Raw genomic sequence first — 20725 nt, 5'->3', positions numbered from 1 at the left:
CCCACATGGCAGGAGAATCATGAACACCCCACCGAGTATTCAGGACTACAGCCGGCATGCCGGCACTCCTTTCTACGCATACACCACCGAGCAGATGGTCACCATCGTGAAAACCTGGGCCGAGCACGCCTGGCCCATCACCCTCGCTGAGGCCTTCACACTCCGCGACCAGTACGGTTGGATCCCCGCCCCTGGCGACGGCACCTTATTCAGCACCCAGGTGAGCAATGGGGAGTTGGACGGAGCTATCACGAAAGATATTAAGAACGGCAACCTAGTAGGCAGCATCAACTCCAGAATGACCACCAGAGCCCCTATCGAGCTAAAGTCGTCGCAGATATCCTCCATCACACAGTCCATATACACAAACTATCGAAGCGCACTATCGGCGCTATATGGCACGCCCGAAGACGACACCTACAGCACCGGGCCATATTCTACATGGACGCTGCATAGTAATGTGTCGATAACCCTCTACTCTGTCGCGACTTTTATTAAGATCAAAATCTGCTCTCCCGTCGAAACAGAAAGTGAAGCGTTATGGAAATACTACGAGAACGAGTACGGCCCCGACATCCCCTAATCATCACCGAACACACGCATATGACCCCAACCCTCATGACCAACTCACACTGATTGGTTTTAGTGCAACACCTCTGTGAGGTGACAGCACCATGTCATAATGCCACACTGAGGAGACTACGGTGAACAGTGCGATAGCAATTCGAGACTACAGTAAATCGGTTGGCACTACGTTTTATGCTTACCATCCAGATCAGATGGCAGCTATCATCAAAGCGTGGACGGAGGCCCCTTGGCCTTTGACCATGCAGGAGGCTTTCACATTACGGGACCAGTGCGGATGGACTGCCTCTCCCGGCTGCTACTCCTCTTTCTGCACTCCAGTCAGCAACGGAGAGCCCGACGGTCATATCCTCATTAACTATGGCGACCAAAGCCTTACTTCAGGTGTTGACGTCATGGTCACCACACGTGCCCAGCTTAGATTTGGGGAGATAACAGCAGCGATAACAGGCTCAATCTACAGGGAGTACCTGAGTGCATTCTCATCACTTTACGGAAACCCTAAGGAAAAATACGAGGAAACTGGACTGTATGTGGACTGGATTCTCCAGAACGGATCCTCCGTCTTTCTTTCACCGGGAAGTACTTTCATCGAGGTGTACGTCCGATCACCAGAAGCAACCGTGGACGCGATACTTAGCTGATAGCCGATAGGAGGCCTGTATGGACAACCTCTCCGTCACGAGCAGCAACAGAAGTTTTATGGATCTCGAAGCCTCCGTCTACTCCGCCGACGACTTAGCCGCTTTGGTGAAGGTCTGGGCCGAACAACTCTGGCCCATCAGCAGGGAGAAAGCCCTCACTCTTTGTAGTCAATGCGACTGGGTGGTCATGCTGGGGCAAGATGAGGTATTCGGCACCCCCTTCCCTTACGGGAGCACCGACAACGGGACCGTCCGATTCGATTCATTGAATCCAACCATAATATCTGGTGTCGACGTGGAACTCACCCCCCGCGTTCCCGATGAACTATTATCAATCACAACTCCTGTCGTCAATAGAATCTACAGCGACTATCTGAACGCCATATCAAACCTGTACGGAAAGCCCAATACCTTCAACAACGAAGCCGGCCAGTGTTGCACTTGGACACTTCCACATCATGCCTCGCTGGCTCTCATCCTCAATCAAACATACCTCAAGATGCGCATCCACTCTCCCGAACAAACAGAAAGAATCTTGCAGGCCATTCATTGCCTCGCAGACCATCGGCGCAACTGAAAGCAGTCCACATAATTCATGCGCAAGAATATTGATGCCCACGGAACCAATAACGACCTAGAAGCCACACTCGCACGTAATCTGTATTACAAAGAGCAGGTCACCAATGTTCCTGCAGAATACTGTTACCACGTTGGGGACGTGTCCTTCGATGGATACCGGGATGGTATTCTCGTCGACGCCAAAGGTGAGGGGCTACTCAAGTTCATAGAGACGAACTGGACGGCCTCAGTTTATGGAAATGGTGGACTCGTTGACTCGGCACTGAGGAGACTTGAAGCCGTCCACAATGCGGGAGCCACAACCCCCATCCACTGGCACATCGCGGAACACGCCGCATTCAAGCACCTCAGCAACTTGCAGACAGACGGCTTCTTCCCATCGAGAATCCGCCTTGTCGACAGTCCTCCTGATTACCGCAACTACCCCACTCATCGTCCATCACCAGGTCACTTACAGCCATCAATCATGAGGTGGCGTCTCACCATGAAGCGGCAAGCTCTTGGTGATCCAATCTCAGAAGGTCGCCGAGTCTGGGAGTGGATACAGCGAATCAGATATCTGCACCCATCTCTCGCCCTGTGGCTCCCCACCTCAAACAGCCACCAGGAATCTGAGCAGGCTCCACCAGTCGACTTAGAACTCCTCCAGCATCGCATCTATCAGTCACAAACCGTTTCCAGGTTCCCTGAATTCGGTCTCACTCCTGCGTTCTGTGGACAGATCGGTCAGGGCAACAAACTCATGCTGACTTTCAACATGCCCAATCTTGGCCATGCCAGCGTGGAACTCATGATCGGCTCTGCACTCGGGAATGCTTTGGATGCCAGTGAGGACCTCGCTGATGCCCTCATGCACACAACCGCGGAATTATTCGGCCCCAACATCATTGGAGGATTGACACGAAGCAATCACCCCATCAGGAACCTCGACCGCGACGGCCCAGCCCCGTTCAACTACAGCGACGGATGGAAGATGTTCTTCGCCTCCGACTCACCCCACTACCAGCGCGCCGCCCACCTGGCCACCGCAACCGCTCCCGTGGGCAACGGCGCCATCTTCACCTTCGGCACCCCCGACACCTACCCCACCATCCTCAACCAATGGTGAACACCCAACCGCTGCGCGCGGCCCGCTTCAGTCAGCAAGCAGAACCGCCGACTCCGCCCCTCGTCGACCTCCGAAACACGTGAAACGCCCCCTTGGCCGGGGGCGTGAGGCGCGGGTTGAGAGGAGCGGAAAGTCGCCCGCAGAAACAGGAGTGTCCATAGCTGCAGCAAAGGGAACTCAACGACGCTCACCTCACCAGCAGGAACCGCGGAATCATGCGGTTTTCCTCCGAAGGAACGAGGCCGTTCGCAGCCTTTGCTGCAGATATGGACACTGACACCGTCATCACCCAATGAGGGACGGCCTCCGGCGCTTCCGTCGGAGGCCGCCGGCCCTCGTCAGGACACGCCGAGGATCGCCTTGATGGGGGCGAGGGTGAAGTAGACGACGAACATCGCGCAGGCCACCCACATGAGCGGATGGATCCTCCGCGCCCGCCCCTGCGCCACCTCGATGACCAGGTAGGCCACGAAGCCGGCCCCGATCCCGTTGGTGATCGAGTAGGAGAAGGGCATCATGATGATGGTCAGGAAGGCCGGCAGGGCGATCTCCGGGGACTTCCAGTCGATGTCGGTCACCTGCATCATCATGAGGAAACCGACCACCACCAGCGCCGGGGTGGCCGCCTCGTAGGGGACCATCTTGACCAGCGGTGCGAAGAACATGGACAGGGCGAACATGCAGCCGGTGACCACCGAGGCCAGGCCCGTGCGGGCCCCCTCCCCCACACCCGCGGCGGACTCCACGTAGGAGGTGTTGGAGGAGACGCCCCCGACACCACCGGCGATGGCGGCCAGGGAGTCGACGACGAGGATCTCGCGCGTCTTGGGCGGGTTGCCGTGCTCGTCGAGCAGGTCACCCTCGGCGCCGATGGCGACCATCGTGCCCATCGTGTCGAAGAAGTCGGCCAGCAGCAGAGAGAAGACCAGGAGGATCACCGAGACGATCCCGACCTTGTGCACACTGCCCAGCAGGCTGAAGTGGCCCAGCGTCGACAGGCTCGGCAGGTCCACCGGGAAGCCGTCCAGGCGCGGCTCCGACAGGGACCAGCCGGTGAGGTTGTCGGGACCGGGCATCGTCTCGTCGTTGTAGGGGCCCAGGTGGGTGACGGCGTCGATGATGATGGCCAGGACCGTGGCCGAGGCGATGCCGATGAGGATGGCGCCGCGGACCTTGCGCACGTGGAGCACCACCATGAGGAAGAGCCCGAAGAGGAAGACGAGGACCGGCCAGCCCTGGAGGGAGCCACCCAGGCCCAGCTCCAGGGGGGTGCCGCCGCGGCGCACCATCTTGGCGTCCACCAGGCCGATGAGCGCGATGAACAGGCCGATGCCCACCGAGATCGCGGTCTTGAGCTGGTCGGGGACGGCCTTGAAGACGGCCTCCCGGAAGCCGGTGAGCACCAGGACGAGGATGATGATGCCCTCGATGACGATGAGGCCCATGGCGTCGGCGTAGGTCATGCCCTGGGTGCCCACGAGGGTGTAGGCGACCATCGCGTTGATCCCCAGGCCCGCGGCCAGGGCCATCGGGTAGTTGGCGACGACGCCCATGAGGATCGTCATGACCGCGGCGACGAAGGCGGTGCCGGCGGCGAGCTGGGCCTCGGTTCCCGGGGGACTCGCCTTGGACAGGATCGCGGGGTTGAGGACGAGGATGTAGCTCATCGAGAAGAAGGTGACGATGCCGCCACGGATTTCTCGGGAGATGCTCGAACCGCGTTCAGTGATGTGGAAGAACTGATCCAGTCGAGAGACCTGACTGGGCGAGGACGAAGATGAGGCCTTCGTCGGGGTACGTGTGCTCACGGCGGCATTCTTCCAGATCATCACGCGCTGAGCGAAACTGAGCGCTGCCGTCATCGTTGCCGCCGGCGCTCGCCCCATCGCTTAGACCCCGGAATTACTGTCACAGCCTCGTGGAAGGATGGTCGGTGAGACCGGACGGGAGGAGGTGATGGCCGTGACCGAGGCAGCAGGGGACCCGGCCGCCGCGGCAGGTCCGCGCGAGCCGGGCTGGGAGGGATTCTCCTCGGCCACCCGCATCTGGTTCCTCGACGCCTTCCCCACCGGTCCCACCCCGGTGCAGGAGAGGGCCTGGGCCACGATCGGCCGGGGTGAGAACGCCCTGGTCATCGCCCCCACCGGCTCGGGTAAGACGCTCGCGTCCTTCCTGTCCGCCATCGACCGCCTGGGACAGGAGCCGGCCGCGGAGGAGCAGGGGAACGCGGCGGCGCCAGGGGGCGCGCAGGGCGGGGCCGACGGCGTGCGGGTCCTCTACATCTCCCCGCTCAAGGCGCTGGGAGCGGACGTGGAGCGCAACCTGCGCCGGCCCCTGGCGGGAATCCGCGCCGTCGGCCCTACCCGCCCGATATCGGTGGGGGTGCGCTCGGGGGACACGCCCGCGCGGGAGCGTCGTCGGCTGCGCAGCCACCCGCCCAGCATCCTCATTACGACGCCGGAGTCGCTCTACCTCATGCTCACCAGCGCCGTGCGGGAGACGCTGCGGACGGTGGAGACGGTCATCGTCGACGAGATCCACTCCTTCGCCGGTTCCAAGCGCGGCACGCACCTGGCCGTGTCCCTGGAGCGGCTCGATGACCTCCTGGGGCGGCCGGCGCAGCGCATCGGCCTGTCCGCCACCGTCTCGCCGCCGGAGGAGGTCGCCCGCTTCCTCGGCGGGCCGCACCCGGTGACGATCATCTCCGACGACGGCCGGGCGACACCGGAGGTCACAGTGTCCGTGCCGGTGGAGAACATGGCCCGCATTCCGGCGACCTCGGACCGGCGCACCCGGATGGAGCGGGCCCTGGCAGCCCCCGCGAGCGCGGGTGGCGGACGCGGCTCCCGGCCCTCCGGGATCGGGCGGGCAGGGTCCTCGCAGGCCTGGCGCTCCAATAAGGCGCTGGGTCGAGCCATGGCGACGGGGCGGGCTGACGAGCCCGGTGCGGGGGTGCCCGCCCGGGTGTCGGCCTCGATCTGGCCGCACCTTGAGAACGCGATCCTCGACCAGGTCCTGGCCCACCGCACGACGCTGGTCTTCGTCAACTCCCGGGGCGCCTGCGAGCGGCTCACCGCGCACCTCAACGAGGCCTACGCCGCGCGTCTCGGGGCGGTGGCGCCAGCGCCGCAGGTACCGGTTCACCGGGAGTCCTGGGAGATGGGAACCGGTTCGCACACCGAGCCCCTGGCGGCGGGCGCCCCGGTGATCGCCAAGGCCCACCACGGGTCGGTCTCCAAGGAACAGCGTCTGGGCGTGGAGCGGGAGCTGGCCGCGGGGGAGCTCAGGTGCGTGGTGGCCACGGCCTCCCTCGAGCTCGGCATCGACATCGGCTCGGTCGACCTCGTGCTCCAGGTGGCGCCGCCCCCGTCGGTCGCAGCGGGCCTGCAGCGGGTGGGGCGCGCCGACCACCGGGTGGGCGGGCGGCCGCGCGGCATCATCTACCCCGTGGAGCGCACTCACCTGGTGGACGCCGTCGTCGCCGCCGAGGGGATGCGTGCCGGGGCGATCGAGCGCACCGAGCTGGTGTCCAACGCACTGGACGTGCTGGCCCAGCAGACGGTCGCCGCGGTGAGTGTGGCGGAGGGACTGACGGCCGAGGCCTGGTTCGCCACCGTCAGGCGGGCGGCCCCCTACTCCTCGCTGCCGCGCCCGGCCTTCGACTCGGTCCTGGAGCTGCTGGCCGGCGGTTTCGCCTCGGCGGATCTGACGGACTTCTCGCCGCGGATCGTGTGGGACCGCGCCACCGGTGAACTCAGTGCCCGGCCCAGCACGCAGCGGCTGGCGGTGGCCTCCTCGGGAACGATCCCGGACCGGGGCATGTTCCCCGTCGTCCTGCCCGAGGGGGCGCAGGATGCCGGGCGGCGGCGGGTCGGGGAGCTCGACGAGGAGATGGTGCACGAGTCCAGCCCTGGCGACATCATCACGCTGGGGACGTCGAGCTGGCGGATCCGCCAGATCACGGGGGACCGTGTCGTCGTCGACCCGGCTGAGGGGCGCAGTGCCCGCCTGCCGTTCTGGAAGGGCGAGGGGCTGGGCAGGCCTGCGGCCACCGGGCTCGCCAAGGGCGTCTTCCTGCGTGAGGCGCAGAACTCCTTGCCGTCGGAGGCGGGAGCCGGGGAGTCGGAGGGCGAGCGGGCACTGCGGCGGCGGCTCACGGAGGCGGGGCTGGACGCTCATGCCCGCAGCAACCTGCTGGCGCTGCTGCGCGAGCAGTACCGAGCCACCAGCGCCCTGCCGACCGATGAGACCCTGGTCCTGGAGCGCTATGAGGACGAGTCCGGCAGCTGGCGGATCATCGTCCACAGCACACTGGGTCGGTGCGTCCACGAGCCCTGGGCGATGGCAATCCGGGAGCGGGTGCACCAGCTGCTGGGGGTGCGCCCGCAGACCATCGTGGCCGACGACGGCATCGTCCTGCAGATCCCACCAGTTGAAGGCGACCTCCCGGGGGCCAGGCTCATCACCTTCGACGCCGCGGAGATCTCCTCCCTGGTGCGCAGCCGGATCGAGACGACGGCGCTGTTCGCGGCCCGGTTCCGCGAGTGCGCAGCCCGCGCCCTGCTCATGCCCGCCGCCCGCCCGGGGCGCCGCACGCCGTTGTGGCTGCAGCGGGTCAAAGCCGGACAGCTGCTCGAGGCCTCCCGCCAGTTCCGGGACTTCCCCGTCAGCGTGGAGGCGGCGCGCGAGTGCCTCCAGCAGTACTACGACCTGCCCGCGCTCACCGACCTCATGGAGCGTCTCGCCTCCGGCCGGGTGCGCGTCGTCGAGGCCATCACCAGTGAGCCGTCGCCCTTCGCCCACCCGCTGCTGTTCGGGTACGCGAGCACCCTGATCTACCAGGAGGACCTGCCCCATGCCGAGCGCCGGGCCCAGCTGCTCTGCCTGGACCCCAAGGCGCTCGACGCCCTGCTGGGCGACGGCGGCATCGCGGACCTGCTCGACGACGAGGTCCTGGCCCAGGTGGAGGCCGAGCTCCAGCACCTGGCCCCCGGCAGGCGGGTACGCGCCGACGCCGAGGCGATCGCTGATCTTCTGCGTGAGCTGGGCCCGTTGAGCGCGGCCGAGCTGGCTGAGCGGTGCACCGAGGTCGGCGGACAGAATCAGGGGGACGCACGAGGCGACGGCGACGGGGCCGACGGCGCGGACGGGACAGACGACGACGTCGAACGCGCGGACACGCACGCAGTCGAGCGCGAGGTCAGTCGGGCGCTCGCCGAGCTGGACGGGACGCGCCGAGCCGCCGCGGTGAGGGTCGGCGGGCGAGAGCTGTGGGCCCGGGTCGAGGACGCCCCGGCTCTGCGGCGGGCCCTGGGAGCGGAGGTCCCCGACTGGGCGCTGGAGCGGGCCACAGCCGGTGTCGCGGTCGAGCGGAAGGCAGCGGCCCGCTCGCCGCTGAACGACCTGCTTCTGCGCTACGCACGCACCCACACGACCGTGACGCCGCAGCGCGTGGCGCAGGCCTTCGGGCTGGGGACGGCAGTAGGGGAGGGAGCCCTGGCCGAGCTGGCCGGGGACGGTTCCCTGGTGGACCTGGGTGCGGCGGGATGGATGGAGTCGGCGATCCTCGCCCGGGTGCGCCGCCGCTCCCTGGACCGGGCGCGGGCCGCCGTCGCACCGGTGCCACCTGCGGCTCTCCAGCGTCTCGTACTGGAGAGGGCGGGCCTGGATGAGCCGGGCGGCGGCGTCGACGCCCTGGCGGAGGCCCTGGCGGCGCTGGAGGGCGTGTGGCTGCCGGCCGGCCTGTGGGAGTCGGTGGTGCTGCCCGCGCGCGTGATCGACTACCGGCCGGCCATGCTCGATGAGCTCATCGCCGCCGGGGAGGTCGTCTGGCAGGCGAGGCCCGTCAGCGATGCGGCGTCCCGATCCGGTGCGGCCCGGGTGAGGCCCGGGGCCGACGACGTCCCCGCGCCGGGCGAGATCGCCTTCTTCCCCACCGACTCCGCCCTGGCGCCGGTCGCCGGGGAGGCGACCGCCCCGGGTGAGCCGGAGGCGCCGACGGGCAGGGAGACGGGAGTCACCGGGGAGGAGCTCTGGAGGCTGGTTCGTGAGGGGGCCGCCACGGGCCGCTCCTTCGAGCCCGTGCGCCGGGCGCTGGCGCCCGCGGCAGGGCCGCGCACTGCCCCGTCCTCACGGCGGGTGCGCAGCCGCCGGGGACGTCGCCTCATGATGGAGATGCCGCGCACCGGGGAGGCAACGGCGGCCGGGCGGCTGTCCTCCGTGGTGGCCTCCACCTCCTGGATGAGGCTGTCGTGCGCTCCGGTCGGCGATGAGGAGCGGGCGATCGCGGAGGTGGAGTCACTTCTGGACCGCTACGGGGTCGTCTGCCGCGACCTCGCCCTGGCCTTCGGCGGGACGGGAGGGCTCGGGCCCCTCATGCCGGTGCTGCGGCGCATGGAGGAGACCGGGGTGATTCTGCGTGGCAGTTTCATTGAAGGCTTGGGGCCGGCGCAGTTCGCCGAACGGGAAAGCGTCGAGCGGCTGCGGTCCCTCACCCACGGCCCCGACGGCGCGGCGGAGACACCGGTCGTCCTCGATCTCAAGGACCCGGCCTGTCTCATCGGGCGCGGGGTGCGATGGCCCGAGCCGGTGCTACCTGCTGGCCTCGGCGAGTCGGCCGGGGGCGGCGGTGGGGAGACGGGTGGCCCGCCGGTCCGGCGCCAGGGGGCGAGCGTCGTCGTGCTGGGTGGTGCCCCGGTGCTCTACGCCTCGGAGAACCTCAAGGTCCTCATCTCCTACACGTCCGAGCGCGAGGATCTGGTGCGCGCCCTAACCGCGCTGGCGGCCGACAGGCAGGCGACGTTCGCGCGCCAGGGGGCGGCGATCAGGCGCCGCACGGTGGTGGAGACCCTCAACGGGGTCACCACGCTGGCGCCGGCCGTGAGCGACCTCCTGAGTCAGGCCGGATTCGTGCGCGACCCCAAGGGGATGCGGCTCGCCGTCGGCACCTCCGGGGCCACCTGGCGATGAGTGGGCCGACTCCTCACCGGTAACGGAATCCAGCCCACGGTGCGCTCGACACGCTCACAATGAGGGCATGGCAGATCCGCACCCCGTCACCGGAGCGTTCTTCGACTCCCCGGTCCCTCCCGGGACCGGATGGCCCGATGACCCCGCTACTGCCGCCACCCCCGTGGCCCGATCGGCCGCCGACGTGGCGCGCCTGGCCGGTGCATCGTCGGATCTGTCCGCGCTCGACGCCCGGGTCACGGTGTGCCGTGCCTGCGACCGACTCGTGGCCTGGCGTGAGGAGGTGGCCCGGACCGGCCGTCGCGCCTCCTTCGCCCATGAGCCGTACTGGGGGCGACCGGTGGCGAGTGTCGGGTCGGCGGATGCCCGCATCTACGTCGTCGGGCTGGCACCCGCGGCCAATGGGGCGAACCGCACCGGCCGCATGTTCACGGGGGACCGCTCCGGGGACTGGCTGTGGGCGGCCTTCCACAGGGCGGGCCTGGCGACGTCCCCCACCTCGACGGCGGCCGGTGACGGGCAGCGACTCACCGGGGCGCGTATGGGTGCCGCCGTGCGTTGCGCCCCGCCCGACAACAAGCCGACGACCGTCGAGCGGGCCACCTGTGCACCGTGGCTCGCGCGCGAGATCGCCCTCATGCCTGAGATCAGGGTGCTGCTGGCGTTGGGCGGGATCGGATGGGGCGCGGTGCTGCGGGTCACCCGGGAGGCCGGTTGGGTCCTCCCCCGCCCCCAGCCGCGCTTCGGCCACGGGGCGACGGCGGAGCTGACCAGGCCAGATGGCAGGCCGGTGACGCTGCTCGGCAGCTACCACCCCAGCCAGCAGAACACCTTCACCGGTCGCCTCACCGAGGCGATGCTCGACGAGGTGCTGGCGACCGCCAAGCGCCTCGCTGACACATGCTGACGGACTGCGGCTGAGGCGGTATCAGGAGCGGTTGGGCAGGATGGCCTCGAGCTCGGCGAGGGTCCGCGGCGTCTGCTCCGCGGGGGCGTCGGTCTCGGCGCTCTCGGTGTCGTCGGTGGCCGCGTCGTCCTGGGGCATGTCGATCCCCAGGGCCAGGGACAGATCGGCGACGGCGGCGCGGGCCGAGGCGGCCCGCTCGCTGGGCGTGTCACTGGACTCGGCTCCGGCGGGTGCGGGTGAGGGCCGATCCGCGGTTGCCTCGAGCGGCTTGGCGGCACTCGCAGCATCGGGGGCTGAGGAGGCCGACGCCGCGGCGGTCGCCCTCTCCAGGTCTCCCAGGTCGAGCCCCACCAGGCGGCTGCTGCGTTCCTCAGAGGCTTCCTCGGGAGAGACGGCCGTGCGACGGCGGTGCGTCGAGGTGGCCGCGCGGCGGGAGCGCTTCGCGGCGGGCTTCTGCTCGGACGCGGCGGACTTCTTGGTGGTCTTCATCCCGGGCTCCTCCGCCTGCTCCTCGGCCGCGGGCGCGGTGGCATCCGTGCCGGCGGCGCCATCCTCGGCTTGAGCCTCCTGGGCGTCGGAGTCGGTGGTGGTCTTCGCAACGTCGGCGGGGGCGTCGGCATCCTGAGCAGACGACTCCGCACCGGCTCCCCGACCGGATGCGTCTGCCACGTCCTCGGCGGAGGCACCGCCCGGCTCGGCGTCGACGTCGTCGCCCTGCTCGGCGGCGAGCTCGGCGATACTGCGGCCCTCACGCAGGTCGAGCCCGTTGGTGCTCAGCGGCACCATGAGGTGGTCGTCGACCCGCGAGGGGTTGATGGGCCACTCCGGACCCTGGTCGGGCAGATCGGTCTCGGAGTGGGCGCCGCAGCCGTGGTCCAGGGAGACGACGCTGCCGTCGTCGGTGGCCCACTCGTTGGCGCAGACACCGAAGATGGCGCGCAGGGCGCCGGCCATCGGCACGAAGAAGCCGCAGGTGGAGCAGGTGGCGTGGGCCTTGCGGACACCCTCGGCCTCGGGGCCGTGGTCGCCGCCGTACCAGCGCTCGGCGGCGCTGGCGACGCCCTGAGCGCTCAGGACTCGGGGACGGCCCAGGTCGAGCTCGTCCAGGGCGACGGCGTCGGCGTCCTCACCGGTGGCCTCCCACCCGGGTTCGAGGCGCTCGTCGGTCTCCTTGCGGGGCAGGCGGTCGGAGCGGGTGATGTCGCCGGGTTCGAGACGCTCGGCCCACGGGACCCAGGCGGGCGCGAGGAGGGCCTCCTCACCGGGGAGGAGCTCCACCTCGCAGACGGTGGCGGTGCGGCCGCGCGGGACGCGACTGAGGGTGACCGCCCAGCGCCAGCCGCGGTAGCCGCTCAGGGTGCAGTCGAACAGGTGGGTGACGAGGCGCTCGGCGTCGGGCGCGGCGGCCACGTACTCGCCGACGGTGATGGGGTCGGTGACCTCCTCCAGCGCGCGGCGGGCCAGCTCAATGGCCGCCGGGGAGGTGAGGGTCTTGTCCTTGGCGGCCAGGGCCTGCTCAGCGGGGGTCGGCAGGGCGCCGGCGCGCGGCACGGGGGCCGGCGTCGGAGAGGGCGAGGCCGCACTCGGTGCCGGGGCCGGGCGCTCCAGGGTCGCCGTGGAGGTACGCATCCCGGTGGTGGCGCCCGCCGGAGAACCCGAGTCGGTCCCGGTTGCGGGCTCGCCTGAGGCGTCGGTGTGAGGGTCGATCGTGTCGGTCACTCGGTCAGTGTAGGGGAGGCTCCTGGAACTGCCCCGGCCCGCACGGGTTGGCCTGGGCACACCGGCCCGCCCTCCCACACTTCGACCGAATCTTCAGAATCGACACAGATACGCGTCGATTATGAAGATTTTGTTGGTAAGTGAGTGAACCGTCAGCTCGCCTCGACCGAGACGATGCGGTGGACGGCCACGGTCAGCTCGGTCTCACGCACGACGTCGCGCAGGCGCACCCGCCCGGGCTCCACGGCCATGACCCGCACCTGCCGCTCCTGCACGGCGCCGTCGGGGCCGGCCAGGCTCAGCCGCAGCCGCGAGCGCGAGGACTGGGCCTGGCGCAGCACCGCCAGGGCGTGCACCGGGTCGGTGGCCACAGCCGTCTCCCCCGCGGCCTGCAGCGCCTCCTGACCCACACGCAGCCGCCCCACGAGGGTCGTCAGCTCACGCCTCCCGGGCCGACGTCGTCGCACCGAGTGCTCGCTGCCGGGGCGCGTCGGCTCAGGGGCCCGGCGGGCCTGCTGCGCGGTGGCCGGCCCGACCACCAGGTGGCCGCTGGCGTCCTCGGTCACCGGCGCCAGCCCGGTGGCACGCAGCTCGCGCAGCACCTGCCCGGCGCTGGCCGTGGCCACGAGGATCCCGGGAGCCACCTGATCCAGGCCGAGGTCCCGCAGGCGCGGCTCGGCCAGGAGCCCGGCGGCCGTGGCCTCGTCGCCGATCCGCAGCAGCGCGGACACGGCCCGCACGCGCACCGCCCCGTGGTGGCGGGCGGCGTCCTGGATGAGCACGCTCAGCGAGTCCGGCAGGGGCGTGGGACTGTAGCGGCCGATCTCCTGGGTGATCTCCTCGGCCCGGTAGCCGACGTCAAGCGCGCCGCGCACCGACTCGGGCGTGAAGCGCACCGTGAGCGCCCCGCCGCGCGACTCGACGACGCTCGTACGTTCCAGCAGCGCGGCCAGCTCGGGGGCGGGGCGGCCCGGCACGATGGCAGTGAGGTCGGACTGGACGAGAATCATCTCGACGGCGGCCGGCAGGTCTGCGGCGAGCGCCGCCTCCAGGGCGGTGAGGGCCTGGTCATCCGACAGCGGCACGGCGTGTGCCTCACCGCCCGCCTCCTCGGCGCGGCCTGCGTCTCCGGGGTCGGTGGGGCCGCCGCTGAGTCCGGGGGCCTGCTCGTCGAGGCTCGCCGCAGCACGTCGGGCAAGGATCCTGCCGGCCTCGGTGAGCGCCCCGCCGCCGGTGACCCCGAGGGTCTCGGCCTCGGCCAGGACCGCGGAGATGGCCCCGCCGGGGATGGTGCGCCGGGGGCTCTGCCAGGTCAGGGCCGCCCGCACGAAGGCGGGGGTCGCACTGGCGCCTGGCGGGAGGTCACCCAGGAGGGCGAGCACCCGGGCGCGCAGTCGCGCCGCCCACCCGGCCTCCAAGTCCGGGCTGAGGACGGCGCGCAAGGTGCCGTCGTCATCGCGGGTGCCCGTCAGCCAGGGGGTGCGGGCGCTGCCCGACCAGGCCAGGGCGAGCGGCGCCCAGCGCTGCGGGAGGCTGTCGGTGAGCCATCCGGCGGCCAGGGAGGAGGGCACCCAGGCGGCGCCGTCCTCGTCGAGCCCCAGGAGCCCGGCGCTCGCGGCGATCTCGATGATGCGGGCGGCGTCGTCGGCCTCCAGGCCCAGGGCGTCGGCGGTGCGCGCCAGAGCGCGCGCGCTCACTCCGCCGGTGCGGCGAATCATCCCGCCCTCGCGGCCCCACTCCTCCAGGAGGGCGGCCACGAGCCGGACAGTCTCCTCGGCGTGGAAGGAGGCCTCGGAGGCGACGACGTCGGCGCCCACCGCCTCCAGGTCGCCGGCCTCGGGGGTGGTCAGGGGCTCACGGGTCAGGCGGCCGCCACGCAGGGCGAGGGCGACCTGGCGCGGCAGGATGAAGCGGGTGCGCCCGTGGGCATCGCTGCTGCGCTCCAGCCAGCCGCGTTCGATGAGCGGGGCCGCACCCGGTGCGGTGCCGCCCGCGCGCAGGGTGCCGGCGGGCGGCCCCCAGGTGAGGGCCTGGAGCATCTCCACAGAGGCTGCCGAGATGACCGGCTTGCCGCCTCCACCGGCGGCGTCCTCGCTCAGCTCCTCCAGGGTGGGTGGCAGCTGCTCAGTGCTCAGGGGCTCAGCGGCCCAGGGCCCCAGGCCGAAGGGGTGTGGCCCGAAGGCCGCCTCGAGCGCGGCCACGGGCCTGCCCTCGATGACGAGCGCCAGCCGGCCCAGGTGCTCCAATGCCTCGGTGACCTGCTCGGCAGACAACGGGAGGTGGGCTGCGACCAGCCCGGCCAGGTCAACACTGGCCGCATTGTCCAGGCCGGCCCGATCGGCCTTGTCGGCCGGGGTGGCCGGATGGTCTGAGGGACAGCCGAGAGGCTCACCGCCGGCCGGTTCGCCACCATCCCCACCGGCACCGCCGACCCGCCTGTTCCCGACCACCTCGGCAACCTCGGTCGGCCCGGCCCCGCCCGCCCGGCGCGACTCTTCGGGCCGGTTGAGAGCCACGACCGCCTCAGCCACGGCCAGCGTCGGCGCATCCAGCCCGGCCAGGGCCTGCTCGATGCTGCCCGGGGTCCCCGCGCGGGTCGCCAGCGCCAGGAAGGAGGAGGACGGCGGCGCGGCGAGGTCCGGGCGCGCCACCAGCAGGGCGGCGACCTCGCGGTCCGGCAGCGCCGTCAGGTGCACGGCGAGGTCCTGGGTGGAGGCGGAAGGGCTCATCCGCACCAAAATACGCCCCCGTCCCAGTCACGGACAGAGCGGGGAGCCTGGATGAAGGGCGCCGGTGTCCACATCGGATACAAAGGGACCTGACCGCCCCTGAGGCCAGCAACACGAACCGCAGGATCATGCGGTTTTCTTTCGCAGGCCGCAGCGAGCCTCGCGCCTTTGTCACCGATTTGGACACGGCTCCACAGATGTCACCGTTTCTGGCACCTTGTAGAGCCTTCCAACCCGCATCCGGGACTCGGGCCCGCACCCCACGGCTCGCGCGCCGCCGCACGAGCCCAGGATCCGGCCCGTCCGCCGCGCGCCCGGGCATGACGCGAATGGATGTGTCATCACTGTTGGTTGAGCGCTGTCAGCTGCACTCGCGCCCAGGCATGACGCCGGCCCGCCCCTTCCGCCCGAAGCAGCCCCTCCCGCTGGAAGAGGAACGTCTCCTCCGTCACGGCGGCGCGCTGCCCCGGCTTGGGATACTCCCGCCCATGTCCGCCACGCCCAGCGATCCTGCGTCCCCGGCGCCCTCGGCCCCCGACGGCCCGCTCATCGTCCAGTCCGACAAGTCCGTCCTCCTGGAGGTCGCCCACCCCCAGGCCGGGCAGGCCCGCCGCGCCATCGCCGCCTTCGCCGAGCTGGAGCGCGCCCCCGAGCACATCCACACCTATCGGATCACGCCGCTGGCCCTGTGGAACGCGCGCGCCGCGGGCCTGGACGCGGAGACGGTCGTCCACACCCTCATCACCTACTCGCGCTTCCCGGTGCCGCACGCACTGCTCACCGAGATCGCCGAGACGATGAGCCGCTACGGCCGCCTCCAGCTGCTCACCGACCCCGCCCACGGCCTGGTCCTGCACGCCACCGACGTGCCGGTCCTGGAGGAGGTCATGCGCTCCAAGCGCACCAAGGGCCTGCTGGGGACGCGGCTCGGGGAGGCCGACGTCGTCGTCCACCCCTCCGAGCGCGGCCACCTCAAGCAGGTGCTCATCAAGCTGGGCTGGCCGGCCGAGGACCTGGCCGGCTACGTCGACGGCGAGGCCCACCCCATCACCCTGAGCGACTCCCCCGACACCTTCCAGCTGCGCCCTTACCAGAGCGAGGCGGTGGAGAGCTTCTGGGCGGGGGGCTCGGGCGTGGTCGTCCTGCCCTGCGGGGCCGGCAAGACTCTCGTGGGCGCAGCCTCCATGGCCAAGAGCTCGACGACGACGCTCATCCTGGTCACCAACGCGGTCTCGGCGCGTCAGTGGAAGGAGGAGCTCATCCGCTTCACCTCCCTGACCGAGGAGGAGATCGGCGAGTACTCCGGCTCGCGCAAGGAGGTCCGCCCCGTCACGATCGCCACCTACCAGGTGCTCACCACTCGCCGCAAGGGCGTCTACCCGCACCTGGACCTGCTGGACTCCCATGACTGGGGGCTCATCGTCTATGACGAGGTCCATCTCCTGCCAGCCCCGATCTTCCGTATGACCGCGGACCTGCAGGCGCGCCGCCGCCTGGGTCTGACGGCGACCCTCGTGCGCGAGGACGGCCGCGAGGACGAGGTCTTCAGCCTCATCGGCCCCAAGCGCTACGACGCCCCCTGGAAGGACCTGGAGAACCAGGGCTGGATCGCTCCGGCGATCTGCACCGAGGTGCGCCTGACCCTCGACGCCGGTGAGCGCATGGCCTACGCGACCGCCGAGCCCGACGAGCGCTACCGCCTGGCCGCCTGCTCACCGCGCAAGCTGCCGATCATCGAGGCCCTCCTGGCCCGCCACGAAGGCGAGTCGGCCCTGGTCATCGGCCAGTACGTGGACCAGCTCACCGAGATCGCCGAGCACCTGGACGCCCCCGTCATCACCGGGGCGACGACGGTGCGCGAGCGCCAGCGCCTCTACGACGCCTTCCGCTGCGGGGAGATCCGCACGCTCGTGGTCTCCAAGGTCGCGAACTTCTCCATCGACCTGCCCGGGGCGAGCGTGGCGATCCAGGTCTCGGGCTCCTTCGGCTCGCGCCAGGAGGAGGCCCAGCGGCTCGGACGGATCGTGCGCCCCAAGGAGGACGGCCGCCAGGCCCACTTCTACACGGTCGTCGCCCGCGACACCGCCGACCAGGAGTACGCCGCCCACCGGCAGCGCTTCCTGGCCGAGCAGGGCTACGCCTACGCCATCATCGACGCCGAGGACCTCACCGGGAACAGCTGAACCCTGCCCGACGGCGAACGAGGCGCACCCGGACGAACCGAGCCGGCCGGGCCGGTGAGGGCCGGCAGCCCGGTCAGCGCGCCAGGCGGCGGGCGCGCACGTTGCGCACGAGGACGCGGGCCAGGCTGCGGCCGAAGGCCTGGATGGCGGGGTCGACCCGCTCGGCCTGCTCACGGGCGGCGGCCCCGGCGCTCGCGGCCGCCTCGGGCAGGTCGGCGGCCGTGGCCCCGTGGGTTCCGGCGGCGCCCGGCGCGGCACTCCGGCCGGCGGCCACCTCCAGGGCGTCGCGAGCGGCCTGGAGGGCGGCCGCGTCCATGGTGCCGGCCAGGTCGTTGAGGGCGTCGCGGGTGCGCCAGTAGGCCACGCGCGCCGGGTCGGACTCGGGGTGGTGCTGGAAGGCCAGGAGCCGCCCGGCCCGCCAGGTGTGGACCGGGGAGCGGTCGGAGGAGGCCAGCAGGGTGGCGGCCTCAGGCAGGTGGGTGACGGCGTCGTGGTGGGAGACGATGACGGGCAGGCGGGTGCCGTCGGAGGTGGAGATTCCGGCGCGGTGGGCGGCGCGGATGGCCTCGGCGGCGACGGCCCCGAAGACCGGGTCGCTCTCACCGGCGGCCGTGATGGTCAGCTCGACGACGCCGACCTCGTCGTTGCCCAGCGCCGGCACGGCCGTGGAGCCCCCGAGGGCCTCGGCGGCCACCTGGGCACCCAGGCAGATGGCGATGGCGGGGACGTCGTCGGCGACGACGCCGCGCAGCAGCTCACGCAGGTCCGCCAGCCAGGGGTGCTCGCCCTCATCGTGGGCGCTCATGGAGCCGCCCAGCACGACGAGGCCGTCGCCGATCTCGTCCAGTGAGGGGATGGGCTCGCCCCGCCAGGGGCGCACCATGCGCAGCGAGGCGCCCTCGGCGAAGAGCCACTCCCCCAGGCGCCCCACGGGCGCGAGCTCCTCGGGCTCGATGACGGTGATCGTGAGCGTGTCAGTCATGGGCGACATTCTGCCGCCGGTTCGGTTGCCTGCGCGCGGTGACAGGCGCAGGCGTGCCGCCTGAGGCGAAACGACTTGCTCACACCCTCACCCGGCGGGGACGATGACCCGGATGAAGAACCAGCAGCCCCCACTCCCCCGTTCTTGGCACCAGATGGCCCTTTCCGGCGTCGCGACGACGGCCGCCCTGGGGCTGCTGGGGCTCTCTGCCGGCGCCGCGGCCGCTCCGACGATGCCCGGCTCCGCATCCCTGGCCCTGGCCTCCTCCGCACAGACCTCGGCGGGCGTGCCCCGGGCCCTCTCGGCGGCGTCGACCACCCTGACCGAGCACGTCACCGATGAGCTCGGGATCCTGGATGCCTCCAAGGCCCAGCAGGCCGTGGACACCATGTCCTCCAAGCACGGCGTGGGCCTGTGGGTGCTGACCGTCTCCGACTCCAGTCAGAAGGCCTCCGCCATCGCCGCGCAGGCCTTCAAGGACACGAAGCTGGGACGCGACGACATGCTCCTGGTCATCAACATCCCCTCCGACGGCTCGGCCTCGAAGAGCTACAAGCTGCAGGCGCACGACAACTCCTCGAAGTTCTCCGAGTCCGACTACAAACGGATCGACTCGGCCATCAAGAAGCAGCTCAGCGCAGGCAACTATGACGACGCCGTGGCCGCCATCCCGGACAACATGTCCGGTTCATCGGGCTCGGGCAGCTCGGGTGACTCAGGCTCCTCGGCGCTTCCGCTCCTGCTGGGCGGGGGCGCGGTCGCGGCCGGCGGGGCCGCCGCCTGGACGGTGTACAAGCGCAGGAAGAACAAGGAGAACGACGACATGCTGTTCGGCAAGCGCAGGAATCAGGGCGGCGCCCCCGGCAACCAGCCCGCGGGCCCCGCGGCGATGACGGTGGAGCAGCTGCGCACCCAGGCCGGCAGCGCCCTGGTCCAGGCCGATGACACGGTGCGCGCCGCCGCCGAGGAGCTGTCCTACGCGCAGGCGCAGTTCGGCCTGTCCGCCACGGACGCCTTCACCGCCGCCCTGGACAGCGCCCGCAAGCACCTGTCGCGGTGCTTCGAGCTGCGCAAGATCCTCGACGACGACATCCCCGAGACCGAGCCGCAGCAGCGCCAGATGTACACCGAGATCCTCCAGCACTGCTCGGAGGCGGTCGGTGAGATCCGCGCTCAGGAGGAGGCCTTCAACAAGCGGCGCGGCATCGAGGCGAACCTGCCGACGTCGATCGCCGAGACCGCCCAGCGCGCCGATGAGACCGAGCAGGCCATCGTCATGGCCGAGACGATCCTGGTGACGCTCAGCGCCGCCTATCCCGCATCCTCCCTGACCAGTGTGGCCCAGGCCCCCGAGCAGGCCCGCCGCCTGCTGGCCGCCGGGCGCACCGCCCTGGACCAGGCCCGCGCCAGCGTCGAGGCCTCCCAGGAGGCGACGGCGGTCGAGCAGGTCCGCATCGCCCAGGGCTCCATCGCCCAGGCCGGACAGCTGGCCGCCCAGGTCACCGGGGCCCGCGAGCGCCTCCAGAGCGCGGCCAAGGACCTGGAGGCGGCCATCGCCTCGATCTCCTCGGACCTGGTGGACGCCAAACGCCTGGAGGGCGCGGTGCCGGCGGCGACCCTGGCCCCGCTCGTGGCCGACGCCGAGGCCGCCGTCGCCGAGGGCCGTCAGGCCAGTGGTGCCAACCCGAGCGGCGATCCCCTGGCCGCCCTGGACCATCTGGCCCGGGCCGAGGCCGCCATCGACGCTGCCCTGGCCCCGGCCCGCGAGCGCGAGGAGAACGACTCGCGCGCCCGGGCCTCCCTGGGCTCGCGCCTGGCCCGCCTCAACTCCCAGGTGGAGTCTGTGACCTCCTACATCACCACCTATCGCGGGGCGGTGGGCCCCTCGGCGCGCACCGCGCTCAGTGAGGCCGCCCGTCACGCCACGGCCGCCACCACCGTCCAGACCACTGACCCGGTGGCCGCCCTGGCGGAGGTCGCGGCGGCCGAGCCGCTCGTGGCCCAGGCCCAGGCCCTGGCCGAGGCCGACGTGCGCGGATCGTCGAGCTCGTGGAGCCCGAACTCCGGTGAGCGCTACTCCTACTCCCGCGATTACGGCCGCTCAGGCGGCGGGCTCGACCTGGGCTCTCTCCTGCTGGGCGGGCTGCTGCTGGGCGGCGGCCACAACTACGGCGGCTGGAGCTCCCACCACCACGACAGCGACTGGGGCGGAGGCGGCGGCTTCTTCTCCGGCGGCGGGGACTTCTCGGGTGGAGGCGGCGGCTTCTTCGACGGTGGCGGCGACTTCTGAGCCGCGTCCTCCCGACCGCCTGCCTCACTC

The 20725-nt window shown here is 70.4% G+C and carries 12 protein-coding genes; 8 read left to right on the top strand and 4 right to left on the bottom strand.

Going from position 1 to position 20725, the window contains the following annotated elements:
* Nucleotides 1–19 precede the first annotated feature (19 nt).
* The 4 genes from AB7V09_RS09550 (at nt 20) to AB7V09_RS09535 (ending at nt 2916) form a co-directional block, all read left to right on the top strand.
* Nucleotides 20–583 carry a DUF6301 family protein gene (locus AB7V09_RS09550; RefSeq protein WP_009407616.1) on the top strand — a complete coding sequence of 188 codons (564 nt, stop codon included), beginning with the start codon at nt 20–22 and terminating at the stop codon, nt 581–583.
* Between the two features lie 196 nt (nt 584–779).
* Nucleotides 780–1229 carry a DUF6301 family protein gene (locus tag AB7V09_RS09545; RefSeq protein ID WP_139019051.1) on the top strand — a complete coding sequence of 150 codons (450 nt, stop codon included), beginning with the start codon at nt 780–782 and terminating at the stop codon, nt 1227–1229.
* Between the two features lie 19 nt (nt 1230–1248).
* A complete protein-coding gene (locus AB7V09_RS09540; protein ID WP_419143604.1) occupies nt 1249–1806 on the top strand; it encodes a DUF6301 family protein in 558 nt (185 codons plus the stop codon).
* An 18-nt stretch (nt 1807–1824) separates the two neighbouring features.
* Nucleotides 1825–2916, top strand: a complete 1092-nt coding sequence (locus tag AB7V09_RS09535) for a Tox-REase-5 domain-containing protein (RefSeq protein WP_419143603.1) — start codon at nt 1825–1827, stop codon at nt 2914–2916.
* Nucleotides 2917–3254: 338 nt separating this feature from the next.
* On the opposite strand, the gene AB7V09_RS09530 is transcribed toward AB7V09_RS09535, so the two are convergent.
* Nucleotides 3255–4778, bottom strand: a complete 1524-nt coding sequence (locus AB7V09_RS09530) for an NCS2 family permease (RefSeq protein WP_419143602.1) — start codon at nt 4776–4778, stop codon at nt 3255–3257.
* A 94-nt stretch (nt 4779–4872) separates the two neighbouring features.
* Here AB7V09_RS09530 and AB7V09_RS09525 point away from each other — a divergent pair, with 94 nt between their 5' ends.
* Nucleotides 4873–9885 (top strand): DEAD/DEAH box helicase, encoded by a 5013-nt coding sequence (locus AB7V09_RS09525; RefSeq protein WP_419143601.1) that lies wholly within the window; start codon nt 4873–4875, stop codon nt 9883–9885.
* A gap of 67 nt (nt 9886–9952) precedes the next feature.
* Entirely contained in the window at nt 9953–10792 is an 840-nt protein-coding gene (locus AB7V09_RS09520; protein ID WP_279014527.1) for a uracil-DNA glycosylase, read from the top strand.
* Nucleotides 10793–10813: 21 nt separating this feature from the next.
* On the opposite strand, the gene AB7V09_RS09515 is transcribed toward AB7V09_RS09520, so the two are convergent.
* On the bottom strand, nt 10814–12511 hold the full coding sequence (locus tag AB7V09_RS09515; protein WP_419143600.1) for a DUF3027 domain-containing protein: 1698 nt from the start codon (nt 12509–12511) through the stop codon (nt 10814–10816).
* Between the two features lie 152 nt (nt 12512–12663).
* Nucleotides 12664–15240 (bottom strand): helicase-associated domain-containing protein, encoded by a 2577-nt coding sequence (locus tag AB7V09_RS09510; protein ID WP_419143599.1) that lies wholly within the window; start codon nt 15238–15240, stop codon nt 12664–12666.
* 488 nt (nt 15241–15728) lie between these two features.
* On the opposite strand from AB7V09_RS09510, the gene AB7V09_RS09505 reads away from it, so the two are divergent.
* Nucleotides 15729–17423 (top strand): DNA repair helicase XPB, encoded by a 1695-nt coding sequence (locus AB7V09_RS09505; protein WP_419143598.1) that lies wholly within the window; start codon nt 15729–15731, stop codon nt 17421–17423.
* Nucleotides 17424–17496: 73 nt separating this feature from the next.
* On the opposite strand, the gene AB7V09_RS09500 is transcribed toward AB7V09_RS09505, so the two are convergent.
* Nucleotides 17497–18405 carry a type 1 glutamine amidotransferase gene (locus tag AB7V09_RS09500; protein WP_419143597.1) on the bottom strand — a complete coding sequence of 303 codons (909 nt, stop codon included), beginning with the start codon at nt 18403–18405 and terminating at the stop codon, nt 17497–17499.
* Between the two features lie 112 nt (nt 18406–18517).
* On the opposite strand from AB7V09_RS09500, the gene AB7V09_RS09495 reads away from it, so the two are divergent.
* A complete protein-coding gene (locus tag AB7V09_RS09495; protein ID WP_419143596.1) occupies nt 18518–20695 on the top strand; it encodes a TPM domain-containing protein in 2178 nt (725 codons plus the stop codon).
* The last annotated feature ends 30 nt before the right edge of the window (nt 20696–20725 follow it).

Source organism: Actinomyces sp. SKVG-SVH-4(1) (assembly GCF_048514265.1).
In the GTDB taxonomy this organism is placed as follows: domain Bacteria; phylum Actinomycetota; class Actinomycetes; order Actinomycetales; family Actinomycetaceae; genus Actinomyces; species Actinomyces oris.
Note: the sequence above shows the minus strand (reverse complement) of the source record. Positions and strands in the feature narration are given on the sequence as shown.